This is a genomic window from Caballeronia humi (assembly GCF_001544475.1).
GTDB lineage: Bacteria > Pseudomonadota > Gammaproteobacteria > Burkholderiales > Burkholderiaceae > Caballeronia > Caballeronia humi.
Genome location: NZ_FCNW02000004.1, coordinates 62,964 through 85,675, shown reverse-complemented (window position 1 = coordinate 85,675; position 22,712 = coordinate 62,964). Strand labels below are relative to the sequence as shown.

The window sequence follows — 22,712 nt, the reverse complement described above, 5'->3', positions numbered from 1 at the left end:
TCAGTTCGCGCCGGAGAGATGCACTTTCACCGTCGCCGACAAACCCGGGCGCAGCACCGCCTGCATCTCCTTCGGTATGTCGAGTCGTACGCGCACTGGCACGCGCTGCACGATCTTCGTGAAGTTGCCGGTCGCGTTTTCGGCGGGGAGGACGCTGAAAGTCGCGCCGGTCGCCGGCGCGAGGCTTTCCACGCGGCCGTGGATCGGCGTGCTGGAGGCGTCGAGATCGACGTCGACTTCATCGCCGACGCGCATCTTCTTCAACTGATCCTCCTTGAAATTCGCGTCGATCCAGAGTCCCGACGACGGCACGATCGTCAAGAGCGCCACGCCCGTGTTCGCCAGCATCCCGACCCGCGCCGTGCGATTGCCGACGTAGCCGTCCACCGGAGAGCGGATCGTCGTGTACTCGACGTTCAGTTCCGCGACGCGGCGCGCCGCCTCGGCCGTCGCGACGCGCGCATTGGCGTCGGCGATCTGCGCTTCGATCACGGCCAACTGACGCTTTGCCGCGACGAGTGACGCCCCGCTGCGCTCGACGGAGGCGCTCGCCTTCGTGTAATCGGCGTCCGCGCGTTCGACGATCTGGCTCGATACGGCGTCGTCCTTCACCAGTTCGCGATAGCGCACACGGTCCGATGCGCTGCGCGTCAATTCCGCCGACGACGCCCGCACTTCCGCCTGCTGCTGGTTGATCACCGCGGCCTGCAAGTCACGCTTCGCCTGCAATTCGGCGACGGCGGCCTGTGCGCTCGACACTTCCGCGCCTGCCTGCGCGAGGCGCGCGTCGTAGTCGCGGGCATCGAGGCGCACGAGTTCCTGGCCCGCGGTCACGCGCTGGTTGTCCTGCACGAGCAGATCGGCGACGAAGCCGTTGACCTTCGGCGCCATCACCGTCACGTTGCCGCCGACGTAGGCATCGTCGGTCGTCTGGACGAAGCGCAGCACGAGCGCCCAGTACGTCGCGGCAGCGATCACCACGACACCAATCGCGCCGAGCGCGAGCAGCATCCACGGCGTGCGTCGCGCCGCTTTCGGTAGCGCTGGGGTTATTACCGGTGAAACGTCAGTTGAGGGGCTGGACATTGTCGTATAAAGTGCATATGCACCATAGAGATTGGAAGAAGTGCCTTTCAATGACACTTGTGGTAGGCGACAGGCTAGTTGTGCATATGCACCAAGTCAACCCGCATCGCGCACATGAGTGAATAACGCGGCCGGCAACAATCCGCTCGGAGCCTTGGCTGGCAAGCCTCCGCGCCGATTCAGGCCGGTCCGCCGTCGCCGAAGAAGTCCGCCGCGAGATCGACGAATGCGCGCACTTTGGCCGGCAGCAGTGCACGCGTGCTGTAAGCGAGCCGAATTTCGATCGCGCCACTCATCAGTTCAAACGGGTCGAGCAGCGTCACCATCCTCCCCGACGCGATTTCCCCCTGCACCAGCCCAAGCGGCAAGATCCCGATTCCGAAGCCTTCCAGCACCATTTGCCGGTTGAAATCGGCGCTGTTCGACGAGATGTCGAACTTGAGCGGCACCGTGATTTCCTCCCCGCCGATGCGAAACGTCAGCTCGGGCTTGCGTATCGACGCCGACATCGGCACGAATTCGTGATCCACGAGTTCCGACGGATGCCGCGGCGCCGGATGGGTGTCGAGATACGCGGGCGCCGCCACCAGCACGAGCGGAATGCGCTCCAGAAGACGCGTGATGACGTTATCGGTCGTCAGCATGAAGGGCAGCACCAGCGCGAGGTCGTACCCTTCCGCGACGAGATCGACCGGGCGCTCGGTCAGCGTCACGTCGAGCCGCACCTGTGGATGCCGCCGCCGGAACGCGGCGATCAGCGGCACGAGCCGGTTGACCGTCGCAGTCGTATGCGCGACGAGCCGCAGCACGCCGGTCGCCTCGCTCGCGCGGGTCGAGGCGCTTGCTTCGAGCGCGTCGAGTTCGTCGAGCAGGCGCGAGCAGCCCGCGAAGAAATGCTCGGCCGTCTCCGTCAGTGAAATCTGCCGCGTCGTGCGGTTGAACAGGCGGCTGCCGAGGCGCTGCTCGAGCGTCGAAATCGCACGCGAAACGACGGGCGGCGTCACGCCGAGAATGTCGGCCGCACGCGTGAAGCTCTTCGCCTCGACCACCGTGCAGAACACCTTCAGGGTCGTCAGGTAGTCCATGGAGTTCCTTTGTTCTTGCCGACCGGAGTATCGCGCTGTTATCGGGAGTTGGCGCTTTAGCGCGTACGCCCGTCCCATGCAAGGCAGTGCGGGCTCATGAGCCGATCGAGCATGTTTGCGATTCCGTCGCGCATTCACGCGCCGGGCGCCGCGCCATAAAGTTCACTCACGCCATACGGATGGCTGTCCAACGAACCAGGAGCTCACCATGTCACGTTTTTCCCAAATCAACGTCAACGATGCAACCGGCGTCACCGCCGACCTCTTCGCCGGCATCAAGCGCGCGATGGGCCGCGTGCCCAACGCCTACGCGACCGTCGGCACGCACAGCGCAGCCGTGCTTGCCGCCGCGCTCAACGGCGATGCCGTGCTCGCCAAGAGCAGCCTCGACAAGCGCGACGTCGAAGCGATCAAGCTCGCCGTCAGCGAAATCGCCGGCTGTGACTATTGTGTGGCCGCGCACACCGTCGTCGGCAAGATGGTGGGATTGTCGCTCGATGAAACGAAACAGGTGCGCGCGGGCGACGCTACCGGCAACGCGAAGCGCGACGCGCTCGTGCGCTTCGTGCGCCACGTCGTGACGACGAGCGGCACCGTCGATCAGGCGCGCGTCGACGAAGTGCGCGCGGCCGGCTACAGCGAAGCGCAAGTGGTCGAGGCGCTGTTCGCGATCAGCGTGATCACGTTCACGAACCTGCTGAACCGCGTCAACGACACGGAAATCGATTTTCCCGCGGTCGACTGAGCGGCTAGTCCTTCCTCAGCTTGTCGAGGAGGGACGTAATCAGGTCGATCGGCATCGGGAAGACGATCGTCGAATTCTTGTCGCCGGCGATCGTGGTCAGAGTCTGAAGGTAGCGAAGCTGCATTGCCTGCGGCGCCTGCGCGAGCATCTGCGCCGCCTGCAGCAGCTTTTCCGATGCCTGCAACTCGCCCTCCGCGTGGATGATCTTCGCGCGCCGCTCGCGCTCGGCCTCGGCCTGGCGGGCGATTGCGCGGATCATCGTCTCGTTGATATCGACGTCCTTGATTTCTACATTCGACACCTTGATGCCCCACGCGTCGGTCTGCGCATCGAGCACGCGCTGTATATCCGCGTTCAGGCGCTCGCGTTCGGCGAGCAGTTCGTCGAGTTCGTGCTTGCCGAGGATCGCGCGCAGGGTCGTTTGCGAGAGCTGGCTCGTCGCCTCCAGGAAGCGCGCGACCTGGATCACGGCCTTCTCCGGATCGACCACGCGAAAATACACGACCGCGTTCACCTTCACCGAGACGTTGTCGCGCGTGATCACATCCTGCGGCGGCACGTCGAAGACGACGGTGCGCAGGTCCATCCGCACGACTTGCTGCACGGCCGGAATGATCAGCACGAGCCCCGGCCCTTTCACCTTCCAGAAGCGCCCCAGCATGAACACGACGCCGCGCTCGTACTCGCGAAAAATCCGTATCGACGAAAACAGCAGCAGGATGATCAGCGCCACCAGCACGCCGCTGAAACCGAATGTGAAACCCATCATCGTTGCTCTCCTTCGTTCAATGGCTCGACCGTGAGTGTGAGGCCCTGGCGGGCCGTCACCCGCACGCGTGAACCGCGCGCGGGAAGCGCGCGCGGCTCGGCGGTACGCACGCGCCAGCGCTCGCCGTGGACGCGCGCCCAGCCGGCGCCGTCGCCCTCCTCCAGCATCACGCCGACGCTGCCGAGCATCGCCTGATCGCCCGACACGACCGGCCGCCGGCGCGCCCTCAAAGCGAACGTCGACACGCCGAAGATGAAGAGCGCGCTCACGACGGCGAGCGTCACGACGACGCCCACCGGAATGCCGAAGCCGGGCACGTCGGTATCGATCAGCATCAGCGCGCCGATCGAAAACGCGACGATCCCGCCGATGCCGAGCGTGCCGAACGTCGGCAGGAACATTTCCGCGACGAGAAAGCCGATGCCGAGCACGATCAACCCCAGCCCGACGAAGCTGATCGGCAGGAGTTGCAGCGCGAACAGGCCGACCAGCAGGCAGATTGCGCCCGCGACGCCCGGCAGCATGAAGCCCGGATTCGCGAACTCGAAGAAAAGGCCGTACATGCCGATCATCACGAGGATCAGCGCGACGCTCGGGTCTGTGATCGTGGCGAGGAAGCGGCTGCGCCAGTCGGGCGTGAACGAGATGATCTGAGCGTTTTTGGTCGAAAGGACGGTTTCGCCCGAGAGCGTGCGCACGCGGCGGCCGTCGAGTTTCGTGAGGAGATCGGGCACGTCCGCGGCCGTGAGGTCGATTACGCGTTGCGCCAGCGCCTCGCTCGCCGACAGGCTGACGGCTTCGCGCACCGCGCGTTCGGCCCATTCGGCGTTGCGGCCGCGCATTTGCGCCAAACCGCGAATGTAGGCGGCAGCGTCCTGCACTTGCTTGCGCGATTCGGTCGTTTGCGTGTCCGCGCCGGATGCCGGCGCGTCCGGCTTGCCGCCCGCGCTGATCTGGATCGGCGTCGCGGCGCCGAGGTTGGTGCCGGGCGCCATCGCGGCGATGTGGCTCGCATAGACGATATAGGTCCCCGCGCTCGCGGCGCGCGCCCCGCTCGGGCCGATGAACGCCACGACCGGCACCGGCGACGCGAGAATCGCCTTGATGATCGAGCGCATCGAGAGATCGAGGCCGCCGGGGGTGTCGAGTTCGAGGACGGCGAGCTGGACGTGGTCGTCGGCGGCGCGCGCGAGCGAACGGACGATGAAATCGGCGCTCGCCGGGCCGATCGCCCCCGCGACCGCGATCACCGCCACTGGCGCGCTAGCGGCGTGCGCCGCGCGCGGGACTGAACCGGCGGCGAGTGCCAGCAGCAGGATCGCCAGGGCACGCAGCACGACGCCAAGCCGGCCGAAAGGGTTCGTTTTCATCGATGAAAACCGACGGCTCGCGAGCGCCGTGGTTCCTGTTTTAACGAGGCTGGTCTGTTATCAAGCTTATGCCAAATTGGCTCACTTGCCCGAAAACACCGTCCGGTCGATGACCTTTTCGACGTCCGCCGTCTCGCCGAGCTGCGAGATAAAGCGTGCCTTGTCGAAATCGCGCGCGACGCAGCCGTCAAGGTAGATAAAGCGGCGCTGCACCGTCAGCCAGAGGCTCGTTTTCTCTCTCCATTGCGTATCCAGGTTGAGCGAAGCGAGCCGCCGCGTGACGCTTTCCGCGATTTCCTTGTCGTACGCGTAGCTGTTCGACAGCCGGCAGCGCCCCGCGATCCAGCAGCTATTTCCGCGCTCGATGCGCCAATGCGCCTCCGCAAGCCATTCCCCCTGCGTTTCGAACGGACCGCGCGGCGCGGGGCAGCCGGCGATTGCCGTCGAGACGTGCAGAAAGGGGTCGTTGCCGTGGTTTTCGCGCGGTTCGTCGGCGAGCGCGTTCGTCACCGGCAGGCAAAGAAAAAGGAGCAGCGCACACTTCGAATAAGACATGTCGGTCGGCTTATCGCTGAAACATCCACGAACAGGATAGACGCGCCGGACGCCCTGTCAAAACGCTTTGCAGCCGATAAACTGGAAAGACGGCATCCGCGAGAAACCGACATGAAACAGGCTCTGCAACATTTGACGGTCGCGACGCGCACGCGCGGCCTGCACGAATTCACCGCCGAGATCGACAACTGGATCGACCGGCAGGACGTCCGCACCGGCATCCTGACGGTGTTTTGCCGGCATACGTCGGCGTCGCTGCTGATCCAGGAGAACGCCGATCCCGATGTGCGCACCGACCTCGAACGCTTCTTCGAGACGATCGCGCCGGAATCGCCCGAGCGTTACGTCCACGACGCCGAAGGTCCCGACGACATGCCCGCGCACCTGCGCACCGCCCTCACGACCGTGCAGCTATCGATTCCGGTCGAAGCGGGCCGGATGGTGCTCGGAACGTGGCAGGGCATTTATCTCTTCGAACACCGGCGCGCGCAGCATCGGCGGGAAGTCGTATTGCATCTGATCGGTGAGTGACATAGTATACGCTCCGCGTACACAAACGATACCGGAGCGACACATGGCCGTTCAACAGCAAACTGTCCTGCGCGACGCAATGCGCCGTCTCAACATGACGCGCGATGTGTTCGCGAGCCGCATCGGCGTGACCCGCCGGGCGCTCGATACGTGGCTCCTGCCCGACGGTTCGCCTGAATCTCGCGCGATGCCGGAGATCGCCGGGCGTTACGTGGCCGAGATTCTTGAACGCGCGCCTGATGGCGGAGAATATACGCAACGCGTACAGCCGGCGATTGCGTTCGAAGGCCGCTCGCAACTGCTTTCCGTCGACCAGTTTTCGCGCGATTCGGCCGAAGCGCTCTTTCGCGTCGCCGACGTGATGCAGCCCATCGCCCGGCGCCAGAAGATCACCCGCGTGCTCGAAGGCGCCGTGCTCGCCAATTTGTTCTTCGAAGCCAGCACGCGCACGCGCGTAAGCTTCGGCGCGGCGTTCTGCCGGCTCGGCGGCTCGGTGTGCGACACGACCGGCTTCACGTTTTCATCGATGGCGAAGGGCGAATCGATCTACGACACGAGCCGCGTGATCAGCGGTTACGCCGACGCGCTCGTCGTGCGGCATCCGGAGCAAGGCTCGGTGGCCGAATTCGCGCGCGCCACAAATATCCCGGTGATCAACGCCGGCGACGGTCCTGGCGAGCATCCGAGCCAGGCGCTGCTCGACCTCTACACGATCCAGCGTGAGTTTTCGCGCATCGGGAAGATCGTCGACGGCTCGCATATCGCGATGGTCGGCGACCTCAAGTACGGCCGCACCGTGCATTCGCTTGCGAAGCTGTTGTCGCTGTATCGCGGGCTGAAGTTCACGCTGGTGTCGCCGCGTTCGCTCGAGATGCCCGACTACATCGTCGAGAAGCTCGCGCGAGGCGATCACGTGATCGAACAGACCACCGACTTGCGCGCCGGGCTTACAGGCGCGGACGTGGTCTATGCGACGCGCATCCAGAAAGAGCGCTTCGCGAACGAATCGATTGAAGGCTACACGCCCGATTTCCAGATCAACCAGGCGCTGGTGAACGCGGTTTGCGGCCCCGACACGCTGATCATGCATCCGCTGCCGCGCGACGGCCGCCCCGGCGCCAACGACCTCGCCACGGACCTGAACCACGACTCGCGGCTCGCCATTTTTCGCCAGACGGACAACGGCATTCCGGTGCGCATGGCGATTTTCGCGATCCTGCTGGGTGTCGAGCATCAAGTCCAGCATTCGATGCGCGACGCCGCGTGGCGTTCGCCCGCCTACGTCGGCCCGGACGATGCGGTGTTTCACGGCATCGACTGAGCCAGGTTTATACGCCGGCGACGCGCTTCTTTTCGCGGCGTCTGCGCACTCGCGCCTATGCTTCGGAGCGTTCACTTCTGGAGCGTGCCGTCTATGGAAAGGATTCCTTCACCGCAGCGCGTGCTGGTGTCGGCGGTCGTGCACGGCGTACACGACGGCGATCGCATCCGCCGTCTCTTTCACTCGCCCCTGGTGTTTTTGTGAGCCACGCGTCGCGCGATCACGCGCACCTGGGCCTCGAATTCGATGTCGCATGCGAGGATCTAACCTTTACGATCCGCACGCTGAGGCAGGTGCTGCCCGAGGCTGCGATCGAAGAGGTGCGGCCGCGTGTGTTCGGTCAGCGCTTGATCCGCAGATAAGCGCGGCTGAGCGCCGGGCGGCTGTGCACCCACAACCGGCTCGCCAGCCACGACGCGGGGCGGTCACGTACTTCCAGGCGGTTGATCGAGCGCTCCACGCCTTCGCGTCGCGTCACGTTCGTGCCCGCATCGCAGGTGTAGAAATGCCGGAAGCCGGCATCGAGCGCGATGTCGCGGTAATCGTCGTCGTAATAGCCTTCCGGCCAGCACAAATGGTCCGACACAGCGCCCAGGCGCGCATAGAGCGTCGCGCGGGCGGCGCACAGGTCGTCGCGCAGGCTCGCGCGCTTTTCCTCACGGCTGCCCGCCACGCGATCCCAGCGCACGTGCTCGTGCGTATGGCTGTGAAATTCGAACGTGCCGGCGCGGCGCATTGCGTCGATTTCGGACCAGCGCAGGATCACGTCGTCGGCGTGGCCCGCTTCGATCGCGAGCGCGCCATCGTGATGATTCAGCAGGCGCGGCAATTCCCCGGCATCCGACGTGTTCGCGCGCGGCGCGCCTGCGCCCGGCCAGCCGCTGACGAGAAAACAGATCGCCGTGAAGCCGTGCCGCCGCAGCACGGGGTGCGCATGGACCCAGTTGTCGAGATAACCGTCGTCGAAGCTCAGTACGACGGATTTCTGCGGCACAGGTTCTTCGCCCGCCAGAAAGCCCGCGAGTTGCTGTGCGCCGATCGTCCGGTAGCCCGTCTCCGCGAGATACGCCATTTGCGCCGCGAAATGCGCGGGGCTGACGGTAATCATTCCCGGCGACGTGCTGACATGGTGGTACATGAGCACAGGCACGGCGCGCGCACTGCGTTTCATGCGAAGAGCCTCCGCTCGCTCAGGCTGCGCCGGTAAAAATCGACGGTTTCATCGGCCATGCCGCCGATCGTAAAACCGCCTTCCGTAATGCGTCGCCCTTCACGGCCGAGCCGCGCGCGCAGTTCCGGATCGTCGATCAGTTTCAGAATCGCCGCGCGCAGGGCGCCGGGGTCCTTCGCGGGCACGAGCATGCCGTTGACGTCCTCCTCGATCAGTTCCGGCACGCCGTCGACGCTCGTCCCGATCACCGGCAGCCCCGCCGCCATCGCCTCGATGAACGACTGGCCGAGCGCTTCCTGATGCGTCGGCAGCACGAACAGATCGCAGCCGCGCAGCACGTTCGGAATATCGGAGCGAAAGCCGAGCAGATGGATGCGCTGTGCGAGGCCGCGTCGCACGACGGTCGCTTTGACGCGCGCGAACGTGTCGCCGTCGCCGGCCATCACGAAGTGCAGGTTCGGACGCATTGCAAGGAGCGGCTCGGCGGCCTCGATCAGGTCCTCGTGGCCCTTCTTCTCACGCATGATCGCGACCATGCCGCCGATCACGGCATCGGGACCGAGGCCGAGTTCCGCGCGCAGCGTCGACTGCGCGATCGGCTCGTGCCGCGGGATGCCGTCGTAGATGGTCTGCACGCGGCCCGCCACCACGCCCGCCGAGATCAGGTACTGGCGCACGTAGCGGCTCACCGCGATCACCCGGTGCGGTATCCAGTTGTAGGTGGCGAGCGAACTGATCGGCAGCGCGAGATGGCGCGTGCGCACGATGAGCGGCGTGCCCGCCAGCCGCGCAGCCGAGCCCGCGACGATGCTGTCGTGGCCGCTGTGCGTATTGAGCACATCGAACGCCTTGCGGCGCAGGAGCGCCTTGATCGAGATCATCGAGCGGACGTCGCCGCCGCCGCGCATGCGCGAGTGATGCACGGCAAAGCCGAGTTCCGACGAACGCAAGCCGATGCACGCATCGGAAGGACACACGAGTTCGACCACGTGTCCGAGTTCGCGCAACGCCACCATCTCCTTTAACGTTCGGACTTCCTGCCCGCCCCATCCCCTGGATGATTCGCTATGCAATATCTTCAATGACTTCATGGACTTATCTTGGCGAAACTTCGGATTGTCTTAGGGCGGGTCGGAAATATATCGTAATAATCGAGTCGGAATCTTAGGACTTGCTTTCTTTACGGGAATGTCCTGACGGTAAATTTGGGAAGCCGAAATGGCAGATCGGACGCTAGCGTTGCCCTAAGCCATAGAAGCTTTCATGAGATTACGAAAGAAGGCTTATGGAAAGGTAAGAACTCGTAAGACGCTACGCGCTATAACGAAAGCCATCGACGGCGCGTTGACATGCGTTTAGCGATAAGTACGCGTCTTAGCGCGCAAACGTTTGGGACCTTGGTGATGGCCAAGAGGAGAATTGCGTTGCGGGACTACGGGACAAAAACAAAGAAGCCGCTGGGCCATGCCCAGCGGCTTCTTTCGATACTGAACGTCAATCGGTCAAGCTGCCCGATGCGTCTGCAACCACTCGCGCAGCGCGTTATTCATGCGCGTCTGCCAGCCTTCACCCGTCGCCTTGAATGCCTCGACCACATCGGCGTCGTAGCGGACCGTCAACTGCACTTTGGGCGATTCAAGACGCGGACGGCCCAACGGTTTCATCCGTGCGAACTCTTCGTCGGAAGGGATATATGCGTCCGGATCTTCTGCTATCTGGCGGTTGATCTCCGCTTCTTCTTCGGGCGAGTGCCTCAATATCTTTACTTTCTTGAACATAGCGATCTACCTCCCTGTAGTTTGCTTTACGCAGACTGATGATGCGCAACGATAAAACGCGCTGCGTGAATACCACGCAGTAAAGCCGGCTTTCGATCGGCCCATAGCCGACCTCGCGGACTTCACCGTAATCCCGACGGGAGTCGACGTACGTCAGAACCGCCGACCAATCGATCTGCCGGGCGAATTCCAGAGATATGCCGTGGCGCCGCCGATTGGCTTCATCCTTCGCAGGATCAAACAAGATCTCGATGAGCATTATTGTAGTTACAGAAAAGTGGTTGCGCAAGTGGACTTGCCGGCGGCACGGCGCCACATGGCGCTTCCAAGTCCCTCGGCTCATGGTGCCGCCGGCTTGCGCTGCGCGTTGTCACTTTTCATCGCTTCGAGTCATCGAGTGTTCGAGTGTTCGAGTCGATGCCATCGGGTTCGCGCGCGATCGCGCACGTGTGGTCCTGCAGTTCCTCGGATGACGCCCAGTCGCCCGGCTGGACGTGGTCGTTGAGCAGATAGAACGCCGGCGTGCCGTCGCGCAGGACGGCGCCCGCGAGCAGCAGCGTCTGCTCGCCCATCACCTGTCCTTCACGCGCGACATCCGGCGCGAGCACCTTGAAGGGATCGGTGTGACGGAGGTCGGCGTCGTCGATACGGCGTATGCGATACGCATGACCCCGCAGCAGCACGGGCAGCATCGTCCACTCGGTGCCAACGCGCGGTCCAGCCTCGCGCAAGGTCTTCACGACATCGGGCGCAAGGCAGTCGATATGGATATGCAACTGGTTCTGCGTGCGTCCGTGCGCGGAGTTGATCGCAAGCGACAGCGTATCGCGCGGCATCTCGCGATGCAGCGCCTGTTCGGTGTAGCGGCGCGCTTCCCAGGCCGCGCGCCAGTAATTGGGGGCATCGGGCATCAGCAGCTCGGGGCTTTCGATCCCGCCAATCCGCGCAGTGGGAATCAGCAGATACTGCGCGATGCCGACCAGATCCTTCAGCACGGCATAGCCGCCCGCCAGATTCACGTCGATGCATTTCTGCGCGACTTTCTCCCCTTGCGCCGCTGGGACGCAGCTATCGTGGACGATCTCCCAAAGCGCGTTCGGATCGTAGGCGCGCGCTTGCGGCGCGCCGCAAGCGGAGGCGATGGCGACGCACAAGGTCGCGAGCAGTGTCGATGTTTTCTTCATGGCGACCTGCATCGTAGCCGCGTTTCGTGACTTTACGCAGACGCCGCGCTCACATCACCGGCGAATGCAGATGATGCGGATGTTCGAGCGTATCCGCGATCATGCGCAGCGCGTCCTCGCATTCGCCGAGCGTCTTCGGCCCGCCGAGGCACACGCGCACCGCTTCGGGCGGATTGCCGTCGGTGGCGAACGCAGCAGCCGACACCGCGCCGATGCCACGCGTGCGCAATTGCATCGCGAGTTCGGACGCCTGCCAGCCGGTCTCGCGCGGCACCGGAAGCCACAGGTGGAAGCCGTCGCGGTCGGCATCGAACGGCCGGTCCGACAGCACCCGCGATGCCGTCGCCTGCCGCGCATTCGACTCCGCGCGGATCGCGGCGAGCATGTCGGACGCGGTCCCGTCGATCACCCATTGTGTCGCGAGCAGCACGGTGAACGGGCTTGCCATGACGGTCGTCGCGCGCAACGCACCTGCGAGATGCTGCGCGCGTCGCGTGTTCGGCGCGCGAATGTATGCGACACGCAAGCCCGCGCCGAAGGTCTTCGAAAACCCTGTCACGTAGTAGGTGAGATCGGGCGCGAGCGCGGCGAACGCTTCCGGCGGGGCTTCGGGCAACAGGCCGTAGGCGTCGTCCTCGATGATCGGCACGCTGTAGCGCAGCGCGACGTCGGCCAGGGCCTCGCGGCGCTTCGATGAGAGCGTGACGGTGCTCGGGTTCTGGATCGTCGGATTGATATAGAACGCGCTCGGCTTCTCGGTCTTGCACAGCGCTTCGAACGCATGGGCCAGTGGACCTTCGTCGTCGCGAGCGAGCGCTTGCAGGCGCACGCCGAGTTGCGCGGCGATCGCCTTGATGCCGGGATAGGCGAGGGTATCGAGACAGATCGTGCCGCCGGGACGCGCGAGTTGCGATACGAGCGCGACCAGCGCGCCGTGAATGCCGGGGCATACGAGCACCTTGTCTTCATCGCAATCTGTGAAACGGCGCTTGAGCCATTGCGTCGCGGCCGCGCGGTCCTCGCTGCTGCCGCCGAAGTCCTGATAGCGCAGCAAGCGATACGGATCACTCGACGCCATCAGCCGCGCCGACGATTCGCGCAGGCGCGAGGCAAATTCCGCAGGCTCGGGCGGCATGTTCATCGTCATCTCGACGCTGCTGCCGCCCGCAAGCGGCAACGTCGCCGTGCGGCCACGCACGAAGGTGCCGCTGCCCGCGTGCGAATCGAGCAGGCCGCGCTTGCGTGCTTCCGCATACGCGCGCGCGACGGTCGTGTAATTGAGCTGCAACTCCTCGGCGAGATCGCGCAAACCCGGCAAACGATCGCGCGGACGGAGTCTGCCGTTAGCCAGATCATCTTCTATCAATTCCGGAATCAACAGATAAGCCGGCTTGCGACTTTCCGACAGCTTTTTTATCCAGTGATGTGTAATGCTCGCCATGATTTTTATTCAGCTTGAATCAGTTCAAAAACAATAGCACGAATAAAGCATCGAAATAAAAAATGATCGCATTGAATGATCGCATGGTATCGGACGACGAGCTGCGCCATGCACAGTTGCCGCGCGCGCCGCACCAGGCACGAGCGTTCGCACCGCGACGGATCATCCACGTTGGTGCGCAGCCTTGTCGTGCAAGGCTCCAGGCCCGGCGTAGTTTCGAGCCTGTTCAAACTTTTTTCATCGCGGCGATGCACTCACCTTGGAATTGATCGCATGTTGATCGCATTTAAATTAATGCGAATGGCATGGCGGTTGCATTAACTGGTTTGTGTCACTCGCTACTTGCGCCGCAACCCGATATGCGCATCGATTTAATCAGCCTGATCAACTGGAGATTTTAAAATGCCCGCAGTCAATAGACCAATGCATCAGAAAGGCGATTATCTGGTCGATTACGAAGACAAGGTCTTCGAGGACGTCAAGGCCGAACCCGGCGAAAAGGCGCTCGTCACGTTCCATACGGTGGCCTTCGAAGGGTCGATCGGTTTCGTCAACATGCTTCAGGCCACGCGCCTGCAACGCAAGGGCTTCGAGACGTCGGTGCTGCTCTATGGACCGGGCGTCACGCTAGGCCTGCAACGCGGCTTCCCCACGCTCGGCGACGAAGCGTTCCCCGGCCATCTGAACTTCAACAAGCAACTCACGAAGTTCATGGAGGAAGGCGGCAAGGTCTATGCGTGCCGCTTTGCATTGCAGGCGCTGTATGGACACGGCGAAGCATCGCTGATCGAAGGCATCAAGCCGATCAGCCCGCTCGACGTGCTGGATATCCAGCTTCTGCATCGCAAGGACAACGCGCTCGTCATTCATACGTGGACGGTGTGAGCCCGTCATCACCACAGGAAGCGACCATGCCCGCAAAACGAATCGTCCGAGCCGCCGCGGTGCAGATCGCGCCGGATCTCGAACGGCCGGGCGGCACGCTGGAGAAGGTGTGCGCCGCCATCGACGAAGCCGCGCGCGAGGGCGTGCAGCTCATCGTGTTCCCCGAGACCTTCGTGCCGTATTACCCGTACTTCTCGTTCGTGCGGCCGCCGGTTGCCTCGGGTGCGGAGCACATGCGGCTCTATGAGGAAGCGGTCGTCGTGCCCGGCCCCGTCACGCAGGCGGTGGCCGAGCGCGCGCGGCGGCACGGCATGGTCGTCGTGCTGGGCGTGAACGAGCGCGATCACGGAAGCCTCTACAACACGCAGCTCGTCTTCGATACCGATGGCGAACTGCTACTCAAGCGTCGCAAGATCACGCCGACGTTTCATGAACGCATGATCTGGGGCCAGGGCGATGCGGCCGGATTGAAAGTGGCGGAGACGCGTATCGCGAAGGTGGGTGCGCTCGCGTGCTGGGAGCACTACAACCCGCTCGCGCGCTATGCGCTGATGACGCAGCACGAAGAGATCCATTGCAGCCAGTTCCCCGGCTCACTCGTCGGCCCGATCTTCGCGGAGCAGATCGAAGTGACGATCCGGCATCACGCGCTGGAGTCGGGTTGCTTTGTCGTCAACGCGACGGGATGGCTCACCGAGCAGCAGATCGAATCGGTGACGAGCGATCCCAATCTGCAAAAAGCGCTGCGCGGCGGCTGCAACACGGCGATCGTCTCACCCGAAGGACAGCACCTGGCGCCTCCGTTGCGTGAAGGCGAAGGCATGGTGATCGCCGATCTCGACATGTCGCTGATCACGAAGCGCAAACGCATGATGGATTCGGTCGGTCATTACGCGCGGCCCGAGTTGCTGAGTCTCGCGATCAACGACCGCCCCGCAATGACGTCCTCACCGATGACCGATTTTTATGACGGGAGCATGAACCTTGAACGCCAACGCGAGCATGTCGGCCGCGAGCCGGCAATTGATGACTGAGTTGCAATCGACGGGGCTGCGCCTCATCGATCCCGCAGCGGGCGCGAGCGTCGCGAGCCGCCGTGGCGGCGCGGGTCCGTCGGATCACAAGGCGGTCACGATCGACGGCGTGACGATCATGGTGCCCGTGCATACGAACACGGCATGGCACTCGCCGTTCGTCGCTTCGACACCGGACGGCAATGGTACGAGCGCCCTTTTGCGCGGCACGATTCCGGTCGCGAACATCAGCTTTCCGAAGACGCCGCGCTTCTACAAAATGCAGACGTTCGACGGCGTGCCGTATTCGCACATCGCGATGCTGCATGGATCAGACGTGCTCGCGACCACGGTTCTGCAAACCTGCATCCGTTATGAAAGCCGCCGCAAGACATGCAAGTTCTGCGCGATCGGGCAATCGCTCGCGGCGGGCCGCACGATCGCGCGCAAGACGCCCGAGCAGCTCGCCGAAGTCGCGCGTGCCGCGGTTCTGCTCGATGGCGTGAAGCACATGGTGCTCACCACGGGCACGCCGCCCACGAGTGATCGTGGCGCGCAGATCCTGTGCGAGAGCGCGTTCGCGATCAAAGCCGCCGTCGACCTGCCGATTCAGGCGCAATGCGAGCCACCCGACGACGATCGCTGGTTCGAGCGCATGAAGGCGAGCGGCATCGATACGCTCGGCATGCATCTGGAAGTGGTCACGCCCGCGCTGCGTGCAGAGATCATGCCGGGCAAGGCGAGCGTGCCGATCGCGCGCTATATGGAGGCGTTTAGCGCGGCCGTTGCCGTGTTCGGTCGAGGCCAGGTCAGTACATACATCCTGGCGGGCCTCGGCGACACGGCCGAAGCGATCCTTGCAATCTCGCGCGAACTCGTCGATATCGGCGTGTATCCGTTCGTCGTGCCGTTCGTGCCGATCAGCGGCACGCCGCTCGAGGATCACCCTGCGCCCTCGCCCGAGTTCATGAGGTCGGTATTGCAGCCGCTCGGCGCGATGGTTTCGCAAGGCGGCATGCGTTCCTCCGACATCAAGGCTGGCTGCGGAAAATGCGGCGCGTGTTCGTCCCTTTCATCCTACGAGGCGTGATCATGCTCGCCGATAGCGAAGACCTCGCGACGCTCTACGCGCCCGCTGGATACATCGTCAAGTGGACGACGCTGCCCTGGGAAGCAGACGAGGCGTACAAGCTGCGCCGTGCCGTGTTCTGCATCGAGCAAGGCATTTTCATAGGCGACGATCGCGATGAGATTGACGATCGCGCGCAGTTGCTCGTCGCGGTGAGTTGCATCGCGGGGATGCCCGAGCAAGTGGTCGGCACCGTGCGCATTCACGAAGAAGAACCGGGGCTGTGGTTCGGCTCGCGGCTCGCCGTGCATGCTGCGTTCCGTCGTCACGGCAAGCTCGGCGCGACGTTGATCCGCCTTGCGGTAAGCAGCGCGCATGCGCTCGGCTGCGAGACGTTCCTCGCGCATGTGCAAAGCCAGAACGCGCCGCTCTTTCATGCGCTTCACTGGACCACGCTCAAGGAAGAAGCGATGCACGGACGGTCGCATCATCTGATGCAGGCCGACCTCGATTTCTATCCACCATGCCGGACGCCGCATAGCGGCTTCGTCACGAAGGCGCTGCCTGTGCGGAGTGCTGCATGAGCGTCGCGGAACTCGTCAAGGCGCTGCGTGAAACACGCGGCTTCAGGCATAAGACCGATATCGCGGATGTCGTTTCGACGCTCGCGCGCCATTTGCCGCGTGGCACGAGTGATCTCGCGCAAGCGGTCGCCGTCGGCGACGACTGCGCGGCCATCGCCGATCGCGACGGCTATCTGCTCTTCGCGATCGAAGGCCTGGTGAGCGACTTCGTGCGCGACATGCCGTGGTTCGCGGGCTACAGCAGCGTGATGGTCAACGTGAGCGACGTCTATGCGATGGGCGGCCGGCCGATCGCCGTCGTCGATGCGATGTGGAGCGACGGCATCGGAATGGCTGAAGACGTGCTCGCGGGGATGGCGGCGGCATCGTCGGCGTATGGCGTGCCGATCGTCGGCGGCCATAGCAACACGCGCAGCGATCAGGCGCAACTGGCCGTCGCGATCCTCGGGCGCGCGTCGAAGCTGCTCTCCAGCTTCGATGCAAAGCCCGGTGACGTGTTGATGATGGCCGTCGATCTGCGCGGCGCATTCATGGACCCGTACCCGTTCTGGAACGCCTCCGTCGATGCCCCGCCGATGCGCTTGCGCGACGATCTGGAGTTGCTTCCGATCATCGCGGAGAGCGGCCTTTGCCGCGCGGCGAAGGACATCAGCATGGCGGGTGCGTTAGGCACTGCGCTGATGTTGCTCGAATGTTCGCAAGCCGGCGCGACTATAGATCTGGCGCGGATTCCGACGCCGCCAAATGTCCCCGTACTGCGCTGGCTGAGCGCGTTTCCAAGCTATGGCTTCGTGCTGTCAGTGGCGAGTGAGAACGTCGATGCAGTCGAACGGCTCTTCACCGCGCGAGAAATTGCATGTGCAACTATCGGCACCGTCGATGCCTCTCGCGAGGTCGTGCTGCGTAAAGGCGACGATGCCGCCGTGTTGTGGAATTTCAACCAACACGCTTTCATCAAACCCTAATGAGGTAACCGCGATGCCCGTCATGCACTTTCGCATCCGATGGCCCGACAGCAAAGAGGACATTTGCTACTCACCATCGACTGTCGTCGGCGATTTCCTCACGCCAGGCACTCACTATCCGCTCGACGATTTCCTGAAACGTGCGCGCGAAGCACTGGGCGTGGCGTCGGAACGCGTGCGGCAGAAATACGGATTCGCGTGCTCATCCGCGATGGATCAGCTCGCGCGCATCGAGATGGAAGCCGAGCGCTTCACGAGCGATCCGCACGCGAAAGTCTTGGTGATCGACCTCGGCTAAATCAATCTCAAGACAAGGACGCAACATGTCGCAGACATCGAATCATTACAGCGTGATCGTCGTGGGCGGCGGTCAGGCGGGGCTGTCGCTCAGCTATTACCTGAAGCAGGCTGGCATCGATCATCTGGTGCTTGAAAAGAACACGGTCACGCACACATGGCGCACGCAGCGCTGGGACGCATTCTGTCTCGTCACGCCGAACTGGCAATGTGCGCTGCCGGGCTATCCGTACCGAGGCGACGATCCGCACGGCTTCATGAAGAAAGATGAAATCATTGCTTATCTCGATGGCTTCATCGAGATGGTCGAAGCTCCCGTGCTCGAACATGCGGAAGTGCGGCGCGTAAGTTCGACGGATGGTGGCGGCTTTACTGTATCGACATCGCAAGGTACGTTCACCGCCGATCAGATCGTGGTCGCATCGGGTGGCTATCACACGCCGATCGTGCCGCGCATGGCCGAGCGTCTGCCCGCTTCGATCGTGCAGATGCAATCGTCGGAGTATCGCAACGCGGATGCGTTGCCCGAGGGTGCGGTGCTGGTCGTCGGGTCGGGGCAATCGGGCGCGCAGATCGCGGAGGACCTGCACCTCGCCGGACGCAAGGTCGTGCTCGCGGTGGGCGAAGCGCCGCGCTGTGCGCGCTTTTATCGCGGACGCGATGTCGTCGATTGGCTTGCGGACATGAAGTATTACGACATGCCCGTCGATCAGCATCCCCTGCGCGAAGGCGTGCGCGACAACACGAATCACTATGTAACCGGCCGCGATGGCGGACGCGATATCGATCTGCGCCGCTTCGCTTCTGAAGGTATGGAGCTATATGGAAGGCTTGAGGATTTGCAGGACAGCGTGCTTCACTTCGCACCGAATCTCGCAGCGAATCTCGATAGCGCCGACGGCGTTTATAACCGCATCAACGCGGGCATCGATGCATTCATCGAAAAGAACGGGATCGATACGGAAGGCGGTGGTGTTTATGAGCCGCGTTGGTGGCCGGATAGAGAACGCACGACGCTTGAGCTTCAAGGCAGCGGCATCGGCTCAATCGTGTGGTGCATCGGGTTCACGCCGGACTTCAGTTGGCTCGACGCGCCGGTGTTCAATGGCCGCGGTTATCCGGCGCACCGGCGCGGCGTGACGCAGTTTCCAGGGCTTTACTTCTTGGGACTGCCGTGGCTTCACACATGGGGATCGGGGCGCTTCTCAGGCATCGCGCGCGATGCCGAGCATATCGTCAAGACGATTTGCTCGACGCGGGAAGCAAGCGCCGTTTCGGTGGATGCGTTGACGGCTTGAGCGAGAATCGCGATCAAGCATTCATTCAGTATCGACTTCGGGCCATAGCCGGGGAAACAAAAAGCGCAGGCTTTTCAGCGGCAACGCGAATGACAGCGGGTCTTTATGCGAAGCGGATTGCAATACGCCGAAGTCGAGCAGGCTGCGCGTGATGCGGCGGACGGTCGCCTCGCTCTCGCCGATGATCTGCCCAAATTCCGCTCGCGACAGCGGACGCAAGAGCGCTACGGTTTCGAGCGCGAGTAACGCCTTGTCAGGCTTGACGATGGATTTATCCGAGCCTATGCGCCACGGATTTGCATCGAGATAGATCAGCAGGTCGCGCAGCCGCGAACGGACACCATCGAACGCCGTCATGCCGAGCATGAAATTGACCTGATCGAGACAGCAGTCGAGGAAGTAGTGAACGAACTTCACCAGTTCCTCTTGCGATAAGTTGCCGCGACCATCAAGGTCGTTCCTGCGCCGCGAATCGGCTGCTGCAAGCCGAGCGTAGTACTCGTCGTGAGTTCGCGCGAATCCACGCAGCGGCGACCAAAGGCCGTCGGTCAAACCCAGTGCGCGCAGTGTCAAGTGTGAATGCAGCCGGCAAACGCGTCCGTTTCCATCGATGAACGGATGCACCCACGCGAGGCGCTGATGCGAACAAGCCGTCGCGATGAGTTGACCTTCTGAGCCTTTCACGCGTTTGTATCGCTTGCCCCACTCGTTCAGCAGCGCGGGAATCAGGTCTGCTTCGGGCGCAAGATGGTTACCAACCTTAACCATCTCTTCCCTGAAAGCGCCCGGGATGATCGGCTTCTGGTCGGACGTGATGCAGTACTCATCGGGCAGATTCGCAAAGAACAGCCGATGGATTGCGGTGACTTTTTCGGCATCGAATAGTTCTTCTGCACGCAAATCACTCCACACCGTTTCGAGTGCCTCTTCTGCCCGGATATGCGCGATCGCCGCGAACTGCTTGCCCCGCTCGCCTGAATCCGGCGAATAGTGCGTCTTTAGCGCTTGTTCGATGCTGGCAGGCGTGGTGTGTTGTCCCTCGATCTTGTTGGAGTAGTAAGAGTTCATGTTGCGCAACAGCGGGGTCATCGCGGTCGCCATCGGGCCGCGCTCTTTTGCGAGCAGTGCACGCGACTTCGTGGTGAGTTCGGATGCTTTGTCGATCAACGGACCGAGTACGCGGTCTTCAGGGAAGAGGGGCTGAAAAGAGGTGACATCTGTCATATGGAAATGCTCCCTTGCTGCGCAAACATGATCGGCACGTATATCGTTTTCGCTGGGTTATTTGTAGGGTTTTACGTAGGGATTGTATCTTGCTTATTTTGTTATAAATCAATTGTTTATAAAATATATCCAAGGCTCTCATGTAGGGTTCATTGTCGGGTCTACGGCCGGGCTTGGCAGTTCTTTCTGCAACTGTCTGTCCTGTACAAATCACGGGCATCCTCAAGTCGCCCTCCCCCTCCGCCGTAAACAAGGAAGCCCAGGCCTCGAGCGCCTGAAATCGCTTAAACCCGCCCAAGCAATGCGTTCAATAACAAAAAGCACCCGACTGGCCGTAGCCACTGCCGCACTATTGTCGACCTCCGTCCCCGCCTTCGCCGATGTCCCCGACGTCCCTGTCACCGGCGGCAAACTGCTGCTCACTGGCGGCGTTTCCGAAGTGGAAGGCGCGGCGGGCGGCGGCCTTACACCGTGGGCCGTAATCGGCGGATACGGCACCGCTGGCCAGTTCGGCGGCAATGTGCACGGCACGTATGTACACACGCAGGATTTCGCGCTGTCCACCTACGGCGTCGCTGTCGGCGTCGCGAATCGCGTCGAGCTTTCGCTCGCGCGCCAGACCTTCGATACCCGCGACGCCGGTGCGCAACTCGGCCTCGGTTCGAACTTCAAGTTCAACCAGAACATCTTTGGCGTGAAAGTGCGCGTCCTCGGCGACGCCGTGCTCGATCAGGACACGTGGCTCCCGCAAGTTTCGGCGGGCATCCAGTTCAAGCACAACGAACAGGGCGACGTCGTGAAGGCTGTCGGCGCGACGAGCAACTCCGGCACCGACTTCTATCTCTCAGCGACGAAACTGCTGCTCGCCCAAAGCCTGCTGCTCAACGGCACCTTGCGCTTCACGAAGGCAAACCAGTTCGGTTTGCTCGGCTTCGGCGGCGACAAGTCCAACGACTATCACGCCGAGTTCGAAACCTCGCTGGCGTACATGCTTTCGAAGAACGTCGTGATCGGCGCCGAGTATCGCACCAAGCCGGACAACCTCGGCTTCGCGCGCGAACAGAACGCCTACGACGCTTTCGTCGCATGGGCGCCGAACAAGCACGTTTCGCTGACGGCTGCCTACGTCGCGCTAGGCGACATCGCGACGATTAACAATCAGCGCGGTCTCTATGTCTCTCTTCAGGCGGGGTTTTGATGCAAGCGTTCTTTAGTCACGCCATGAAAGCAGCACTGCTCCTCTCGGCGATCTTCAGCGCCAACGCGCACGCCGACGATGTGCTCTATCGCGAGTTCGGTGAAAAGCCCGGCCTCGCGAAAATCGTCGACGATCTCTACGACAACGTACTCGCCGATCCGCGCACGCAGCCGTACTTCGAAGACGCGCCGATCAAGCGCATCAAGCAGAAGCTCGTCGAGCAGTTCTGCGTGCTGCTCGACGGCCCATGCGAATACACGGGCCGCACGATGAAGCGAACTCACGAGGGGCAGAACATCGATCGTGCGGCATTCAATGCGCTTGTCGAGGATTTGCAAAAAGCGATGGACAAAAACGGCGTGCCCTTCCATTCGCAAAACAAGCTGCTAGCGAAGCTCGCGCCGATGTATCGCGACGTGCAGGACAGGGAATAAAAACCGGCGCCTCAAGTTCGAGATACGTCTGCCGTTATTAGCACTTGCGTGCGCATATCGCGTGCGACGAGCACAATAGAATTTATCCAATGCGATTCAGCACAACCGTATTCGCAGCACTATTTTGCTGCTTGTCGAGCGTGACCACACTCGACGCTAGCGCCACAAGCGTGCGCGTGCAGGTGGTCGATCAAGCGGGCGTGGCCGTCACCGACGCCGTAGTCTACGCGATGCCCGTCAGCGGCAAGCTGCCGCCCGCAAAACCGGCAGGCACCATCATCGATCAGGTGAAGCGGAAATTCGTGCCGCTCGTCTCCGTCGTGCAGACGGGCGCGTCGGTCACGTTTCCGAACAAGGACAACATCGAGCACGACGTCTATTCGTTCTCGCCGCCCAAGCGCTTCGAGTTGAACTTGTATCACGGCATTCCCGCGAGCCCGATTGTCTTCGACAAACCCGGACTCGTCGTGATGGGCTGCAACATCCACGATTCGATGCTCGCGTACCTGCTGATCGTTGATACGCCCTGGTTCGCCAAGACCGATGCGAGCGGTCGCGCAAGCATCGACAATCTTCCCGCCGATAGCTACCGCGTCATCGCGTGGCACCATCGCCTGAGCGATCCGAACGCGCAGCCGTCGCAGAAGATTGGCCCCGGCACGGACGACGCCGGGAAAATCACGTTGCAGTTGAAGGCCGAGTAAGCGCG

The 22,712-nt window shown here is 62.6% G+C and carries 24 protein-coding genes and 1 pseudogene; 13 read left to right on the top strand and 12 right to left on the bottom strand.

What is annotated here, in order from left to right; all coding sequences use genetic code 11:
* Positions 1–1,086, bottom strand: coding sequence for an HlyD family secretion protein (locus tag AWB65_RS06730; RefSeq protein WP_087666402.1), 1,086 nt, complete (start codon positions 1,084–1,086; stop codon positions 1–3).
* Positions 1,087–1,265: 179 nt separating this feature from the next.
* The gene (locus AWB65_RS06725) at positions 1,266–2,171 is read right to left on the bottom strand and encodes a LysR family transcriptional regulator (RefSeq protein ID WP_087666401.1); all 906 of its coding nucleotides are present in this window, start codon (positions 2,169–2,171) and stop codon (positions 1,266–1,268) included.
* Positions 2,172–2,379: 208 nt separating this feature from the next.
* Between AWB65_RS06725 and AWB65_RS06720 the strand changes: the two genes are divergently transcribed.
* On the top strand, positions 2,380–2,916 hold the full coding sequence (locus AWB65_RS06720) for a carboxymuconolactone decarboxylase family protein (protein ID WP_087666400.1): 537 nt from the start codon (positions 2,380–2,382) through the stop codon (positions 2,914–2,916).
* 4 nt (positions 2,917–2,920) lie between these two features.
* Here the strand turns inward: AWB65_RS06720 and AWB65_RS06715 are convergent, their stop codons facing one another.
* The 3 genes from AWB65_RS06715 to AWB65_RS06705 form a co-directional block, all read right to left on the bottom strand.
* Positions 2,921–3,685 carry a slipin family protein gene (locus AWB65_RS06715; RefSeq protein WP_087666399.1) on the bottom strand — a complete coding sequence of 255 codons (765 nt, stop codon included), beginning with the start codon at positions 3,683–3,685 and terminating at the stop codon, positions 2,921–2,923.
* A complete protein-coding gene (locus tag AWB65_RS06710; protein ID WP_087666398.1) occupies positions 3,682–5,055 on the bottom strand; it encodes an NfeD family protein in 1,374 nt (457 codons plus the stop codon). Before AWB65_RS06710 ends, AWB65_RS06715 begins: the two co-directional genes overlap by 4 nt.
* Before the next feature lie 81 nt (positions 5,056–5,136).
* Entirely contained in the window at positions 5,137–5,610 is a 474-nt protein-coding gene (locus AWB65_RS06705) for a BON domain-containing protein (protein ID WP_087666397.1), read from the bottom strand.
* Positions 5,611–5,721: 111 nt separating this feature from the next.
* Between AWB65_RS06705 and AWB65_RS06700 the strand changes: the two genes are divergently transcribed.
* Positions 5,722–6,141, top strand: a complete 420-nt coding sequence (locus tag AWB65_RS06700) for a secondary thiamine-phosphate synthase enzyme YjbQ (RefSeq protein WP_087666396.1) — start codon at positions 5,722–5,724, stop codon at positions 6,139–6,141.
* Positions 6,142–6,184: 43 nt separating this feature from the next.
* On the top strand, positions 6,185–7,462 hold the full coding sequence (locus AWB65_RS06695) for an aspartate carbamoyltransferase (RefSeq protein WP_087666395.1): 1,278 nt from the start codon (positions 6,185–6,187) through the stop codon (positions 7,460–7,462).
* Between the two features lie 340 nt (positions 7,463–7,802).
* Here AWB65_RS06695 and AWB65_RS06685 read toward each other — a convergent pair whose 3' ends face one another.
* From AWB65_RS06685 to AWB65_RS06660, 6 genes and pseudogenes are all read right to left on the bottom strand, one after another.
* Positions 7,803–8,633 (bottom strand): polysaccharide deacetylase family protein, encoded by an 831-nt coding sequence (locus tag AWB65_RS06685; protein WP_087666394.1) that lies wholly within the window; start codon positions 8,631–8,633, stop codon positions 7,803–7,805.
* Positions 8,630–9,724, bottom strand: a complete 1,095-nt coding sequence (locus AWB65_RS06680; protein WP_087666393.1) for a glycosyltransferase — start codon at positions 9,722–9,724, stop codon at positions 8,630–8,632. Before AWB65_RS06680 ends, AWB65_RS06685 begins: the two co-directional genes overlap by 4 nt.
* 411 nt (positions 9,725–10,135) lie before the next feature.
* A complete protein-coding gene (locus AWB65_RS06675) occupies positions 10,136–10,411 on the bottom strand; it encodes a BrnA antitoxin family protein (protein WP_181505608.1) in 276 nt (91 codons plus the stop codon).
* A pseudogene (locus AWB65_RS06670) lies at positions 10,398–10,664 on the bottom strand (BrnT family toxin); the annotation flags it as partial. The pseudogene AWB65_RS06670 and the gene AWB65_RS06675, both read right to left, overlap by 14 nt.
* A 124-nt stretch (positions 10,665–10,788) precedes the next feature.
* Positions 10,789–11,595: a CDP-diacylglycerol diphosphatase gene (locus AWB65_RS06665; protein ID WP_235007528.1), complete on the bottom strand. Its 807-nt coding sequence runs from the start codon at positions 11,593–11,595 to the stop codon at positions 10,789–10,791.
* A gap of 49 nt (positions 11,596–11,644) precedes the next feature.
* Positions 11,645–13,036 carry an aminotransferase-like domain-containing protein gene (locus AWB65_RS06660; RefSeq protein WP_087666390.1) on the bottom strand — a complete coding sequence of 464 codons (1,392 nt, stop codon included), beginning with the start codon at positions 13,034–13,036 and terminating at the stop codon, positions 11,645–11,647.
* A gap of 402 nt (positions 13,037–13,438) precedes the next feature.
* Between AWB65_RS06660 and AWB65_RS06655 the strand changes: the two genes are divergently transcribed.
* Genes AWB65_RS06655 through AWB65_RS06625 form a run of 7 tightly spaced genes read left to right on the top strand, consistent with a single transcriptional unit; the run spans position 13,439 to position 19,147 of the window.
* Positions 13,439–13,921, top strand: a complete 483-nt coding sequence (locus AWB65_RS06655; RefSeq protein WP_087657306.1) for an MSMEG_0572/Sll0783 family nitrogen starvation response protein — start codon at positions 13,439–13,441, stop codon at positions 13,919–13,921.
* A 26-nt stretch (positions 13,922–13,947) separates the two neighbouring features.
* Positions 13,948–14,955: a Nit6803 family nitrilase gene (locus AWB65_RS06650; RefSeq protein ID WP_087666389.1), complete on the top strand. Its 1,008-nt coding sequence runs from the start codon at positions 13,948–13,950 to the stop codon at positions 14,953–14,955.
* A complete protein-coding gene (locus tag AWB65_RS06645) occupies positions 14,948–16,024 on the top strand; it encodes an MSMEG_0568 family radical SAM protein (RefSeq protein WP_087666558.1) in 1,077 nt (358 codons plus the stop codon). Before AWB65_RS06650 ends, AWB65_RS06645 begins: the two co-directional genes overlap by 8 nt.
* A gap of 2 nt (positions 16,025–16,026) precedes the next feature.
* Positions 16,027–16,587 carry an MSMEG_0567/Sll0786 family nitrogen starvation N-acetyltransferase gene (locus tag AWB65_RS06640; protein ID WP_087666388.1) on the top strand — a complete coding sequence of 187 codons (561 nt, stop codon included), beginning with the start codon at positions 16,027–16,029 and terminating at the stop codon, positions 16,585–16,587.
* On the top strand, positions 16,584–17,552 hold the full coding sequence (locus AWB65_RS06635; protein ID WP_087666387.1) for a sll0787 family AIR synthase-like protein: 969 nt from the start codon (positions 16,584–16,586) through the stop codon (positions 17,550–17,552). Before AWB65_RS06640 ends, AWB65_RS06635 begins: the two co-directional genes overlap by 4 nt.
* Positions 17,553–17,565: 13 nt before the next feature.
* Positions 17,566–17,850: an MSMEG_0570 family nitrogen starvation response protein gene (locus tag AWB65_RS06630; protein WP_087666386.1), complete on the top strand. Its 285-nt coding sequence runs from the start codon at positions 17,566–17,568 to the stop codon at positions 17,848–17,850.
* 25 nt (positions 17,851–17,875) lie between these two features.
* The gene (locus tag AWB65_RS06625; RefSeq protein WP_087666385.1) at positions 17,876–19,147 is read left to right on the top strand and encodes an MSMEG_0569 family flavin-dependent oxidoreductase; all 1,272 of its coding nucleotides are present in this window, start codon (positions 17,876–17,878) and stop codon (positions 19,145–19,147) included.
* 21 nt (positions 19,148–19,168) lie between these two features.
* Here AWB65_RS06625 and AWB65_RS06620 read toward each other — a convergent pair whose 3' ends face one another.
* Positions 19,169–20,371, bottom strand: a complete 1,203-nt coding sequence (locus AWB65_RS06620; protein WP_087666384.1) for a Fic family protein — start codon at positions 20,369–20,371, stop codon at positions 19,169–19,171.
* A 352-nt stretch (positions 20,372–20,723) separates the two neighbouring features.
* Between AWB65_RS06620 and AWB65_RS06615 the strand changes: the two genes are divergently transcribed.
* From AWB65_RS06615 to AWB65_RS06605, 3 genes are all read left to right on the top strand, one after another.
* Complete coding sequence (locus AWB65_RS06615) at positions 20,724–21,569, top strand: DUF3034 family protein (protein WP_235007527.1); 846 nt, start codon at positions 20,724–20,726, stop codon at positions 21,567–21,569.
* Positions 21,570–21,592: 23 nt separating this feature from the next.
* Positions 21,593–22,003, top strand: a complete 411-nt coding sequence (locus AWB65_RS06610; RefSeq protein WP_087666557.1) for a group I truncated hemoglobin — start codon at positions 21,593–21,595, stop codon at positions 22,001–22,003.
* Positions 22,004–22,143: 140 nt separating this feature from the next.
* Positions 22,144–22,707 (top strand): methylamine utilization protein, encoded by a 564-nt coding sequence (locus AWB65_RS06605; protein WP_235007526.1) that lies wholly within the window; start codon positions 22,144–22,146, stop codon positions 22,705–22,707.
* Positions 22,708–22,712 lie beyond the last annotated feature (5 nt).

Excerpts from the sequence above, each read along its gene's own strand:
- AWB65_RS06645 (WP_087666558.1), top strand. The coding sequence starts at position 14,948 with ATGACTGAGTTGCAATCGACGGGGCTGCGCCTCATCGATCCCGCAGCG.
- AWB65_RS06630 (WP_087666386.1), top strand. The coding sequence starts at position 17,566 with ATGCCCGTCATGCACTTTCGCATCCGATGGCCCGACAGCAAAGAGGAC.
- AWB65_RS06680 (WP_087666393.1), bottom strand. The coding sequence starts at position 9,724 with ATGAAGTCATTGAAGATATTGCATAGCGAATCATCCAGGGGATGGGGC.
- AWB65_RS06635 (WP_087666387.1), top strand. The coding sequence starts at position 16,584 with ATGAGCGTCGCGGAACTCGTCAAGGCGCTGCGTGAAACACGCGGCTTC.
- AWB65_RS06665 (WP_235007528.1), bottom strand. The coding sequence starts at position 11,595 with ATGAAGAAAACATCGACACTGCTCGCGACCTTGTGCGTCGCCATCGCC.
- AWB65_RS06720 (WP_087666400.1), top strand. The coding sequence starts at position 2,380 with ATGTCACGTTTTTCCCAAATCAACGTCAACGATGCAACCGGCGTCACC.
- AWB65_RS06715 (WP_087666399.1), bottom strand. The coding sequence starts at position 3,685 with ATGATGGGTTTCACATTCGGTTTCAGCGGCGTGCTGGTGGCGCTGATC.
- AWB65_RS06620 (WP_087666384.1), bottom strand. The coding sequence starts at position 20,371 with ATGACAGATGTCACCTCTTTTCAGCCCCTCTTCCCTGAAGACCGCGTA.
- AWB65_RS06675 (WP_181505608.1), bottom strand. The coding sequence starts at position 10,411 with ATGTTCAAGAAAGTAAAGATATTGAGGCACTCGCCCGAAGAAGAAGCG.
- AWB65_RS06640 (WP_087666388.1), top strand. The coding sequence starts at position 16,027 with ATGCTCGCCGATAGCGAAGACCTCGCGACGCTCTACGCGCCCGCTGGA.
- AWB65_RS06710 (WP_087666398.1), bottom strand. The coding sequence starts at position 5,055 with ATGAAAACGAACCCTTTCGGCCGGCTTGGCGTCGTGCTGCGTGCCCTG.
- AWB65_RS06725 (WP_087666401.1), bottom strand. The coding sequence starts at position 2,171 with ATGGACTACCTGACGACCCTGAAGGTGTTCTGCACGGTGGTCGAGGCG.
- AWB65_RS06705 (WP_087666397.1), bottom strand. The coding sequence starts at position 5,610 with ATGTCTTATTCGAAGTGTGCGCTGCTCCTTTTTCTTTGCCTGCCGGTG.
- AWB65_RS06625 (WP_087666385.1), top strand. The coding sequence starts at position 17,876 with ATGTCGCAGACATCGAATCATTACAGCGTGATCGTCGTGGGCGGCGGT.
- AWB65_RS06700 (WP_087666396.1), top strand. The coding sequence starts at position 5,722 with ATGAAACAGGCTCTGCAACATTTGACGGTCGCGACGCGCACGCGCGGC.
- AWB65_RS06730 (WP_087666402.1), bottom strand. The coding sequence starts at position 1,086 with ATGTCCAGCCCCTCAACTGACGTTTCACCGGTAATAACCCCAGCGCTA.
- AWB65_RS06650 (WP_087666389.1), top strand. The coding sequence starts at position 13,948 with ATGCCCGCAAAACGAATCGTCCGAGCCGCCGCGGTGCAGATCGCGCCG.
- AWB65_RS06695 (WP_087666395.1), top strand. The coding sequence starts at position 6,185 with ATGGCCGTTCAACAGCAAACTGTCCTGCGCGACGCAATGCGCCGTCTC.
- AWB65_RS06610 (WP_087666557.1), top strand. The coding sequence starts at position 21,593 with ATGAAAGCAGCACTGCTCCTCTCGGCGATCTTCAGCGCCAACGCGCAC.
- AWB65_RS06685 (WP_087666394.1), bottom strand. The coding sequence starts at position 8,633 with ATGAAACGCAGTGCGCGCGCCGTGCCTGTGCTCATGTACCACCATGTC.
- AWB65_RS06660 (WP_087666390.1), bottom strand. The coding sequence starts at position 13,036 with ATGGCGAGCATTACACATCACTGGATAAAAAAGCTGTCGGAAAGTCGC.
- AWB65_RS06655 (WP_087657306.1), top strand. The coding sequence starts at position 13,439 with ATGCCCGCAGTCAATAGACCAATGCATCAGAAAGGCGATTATCTGGTC.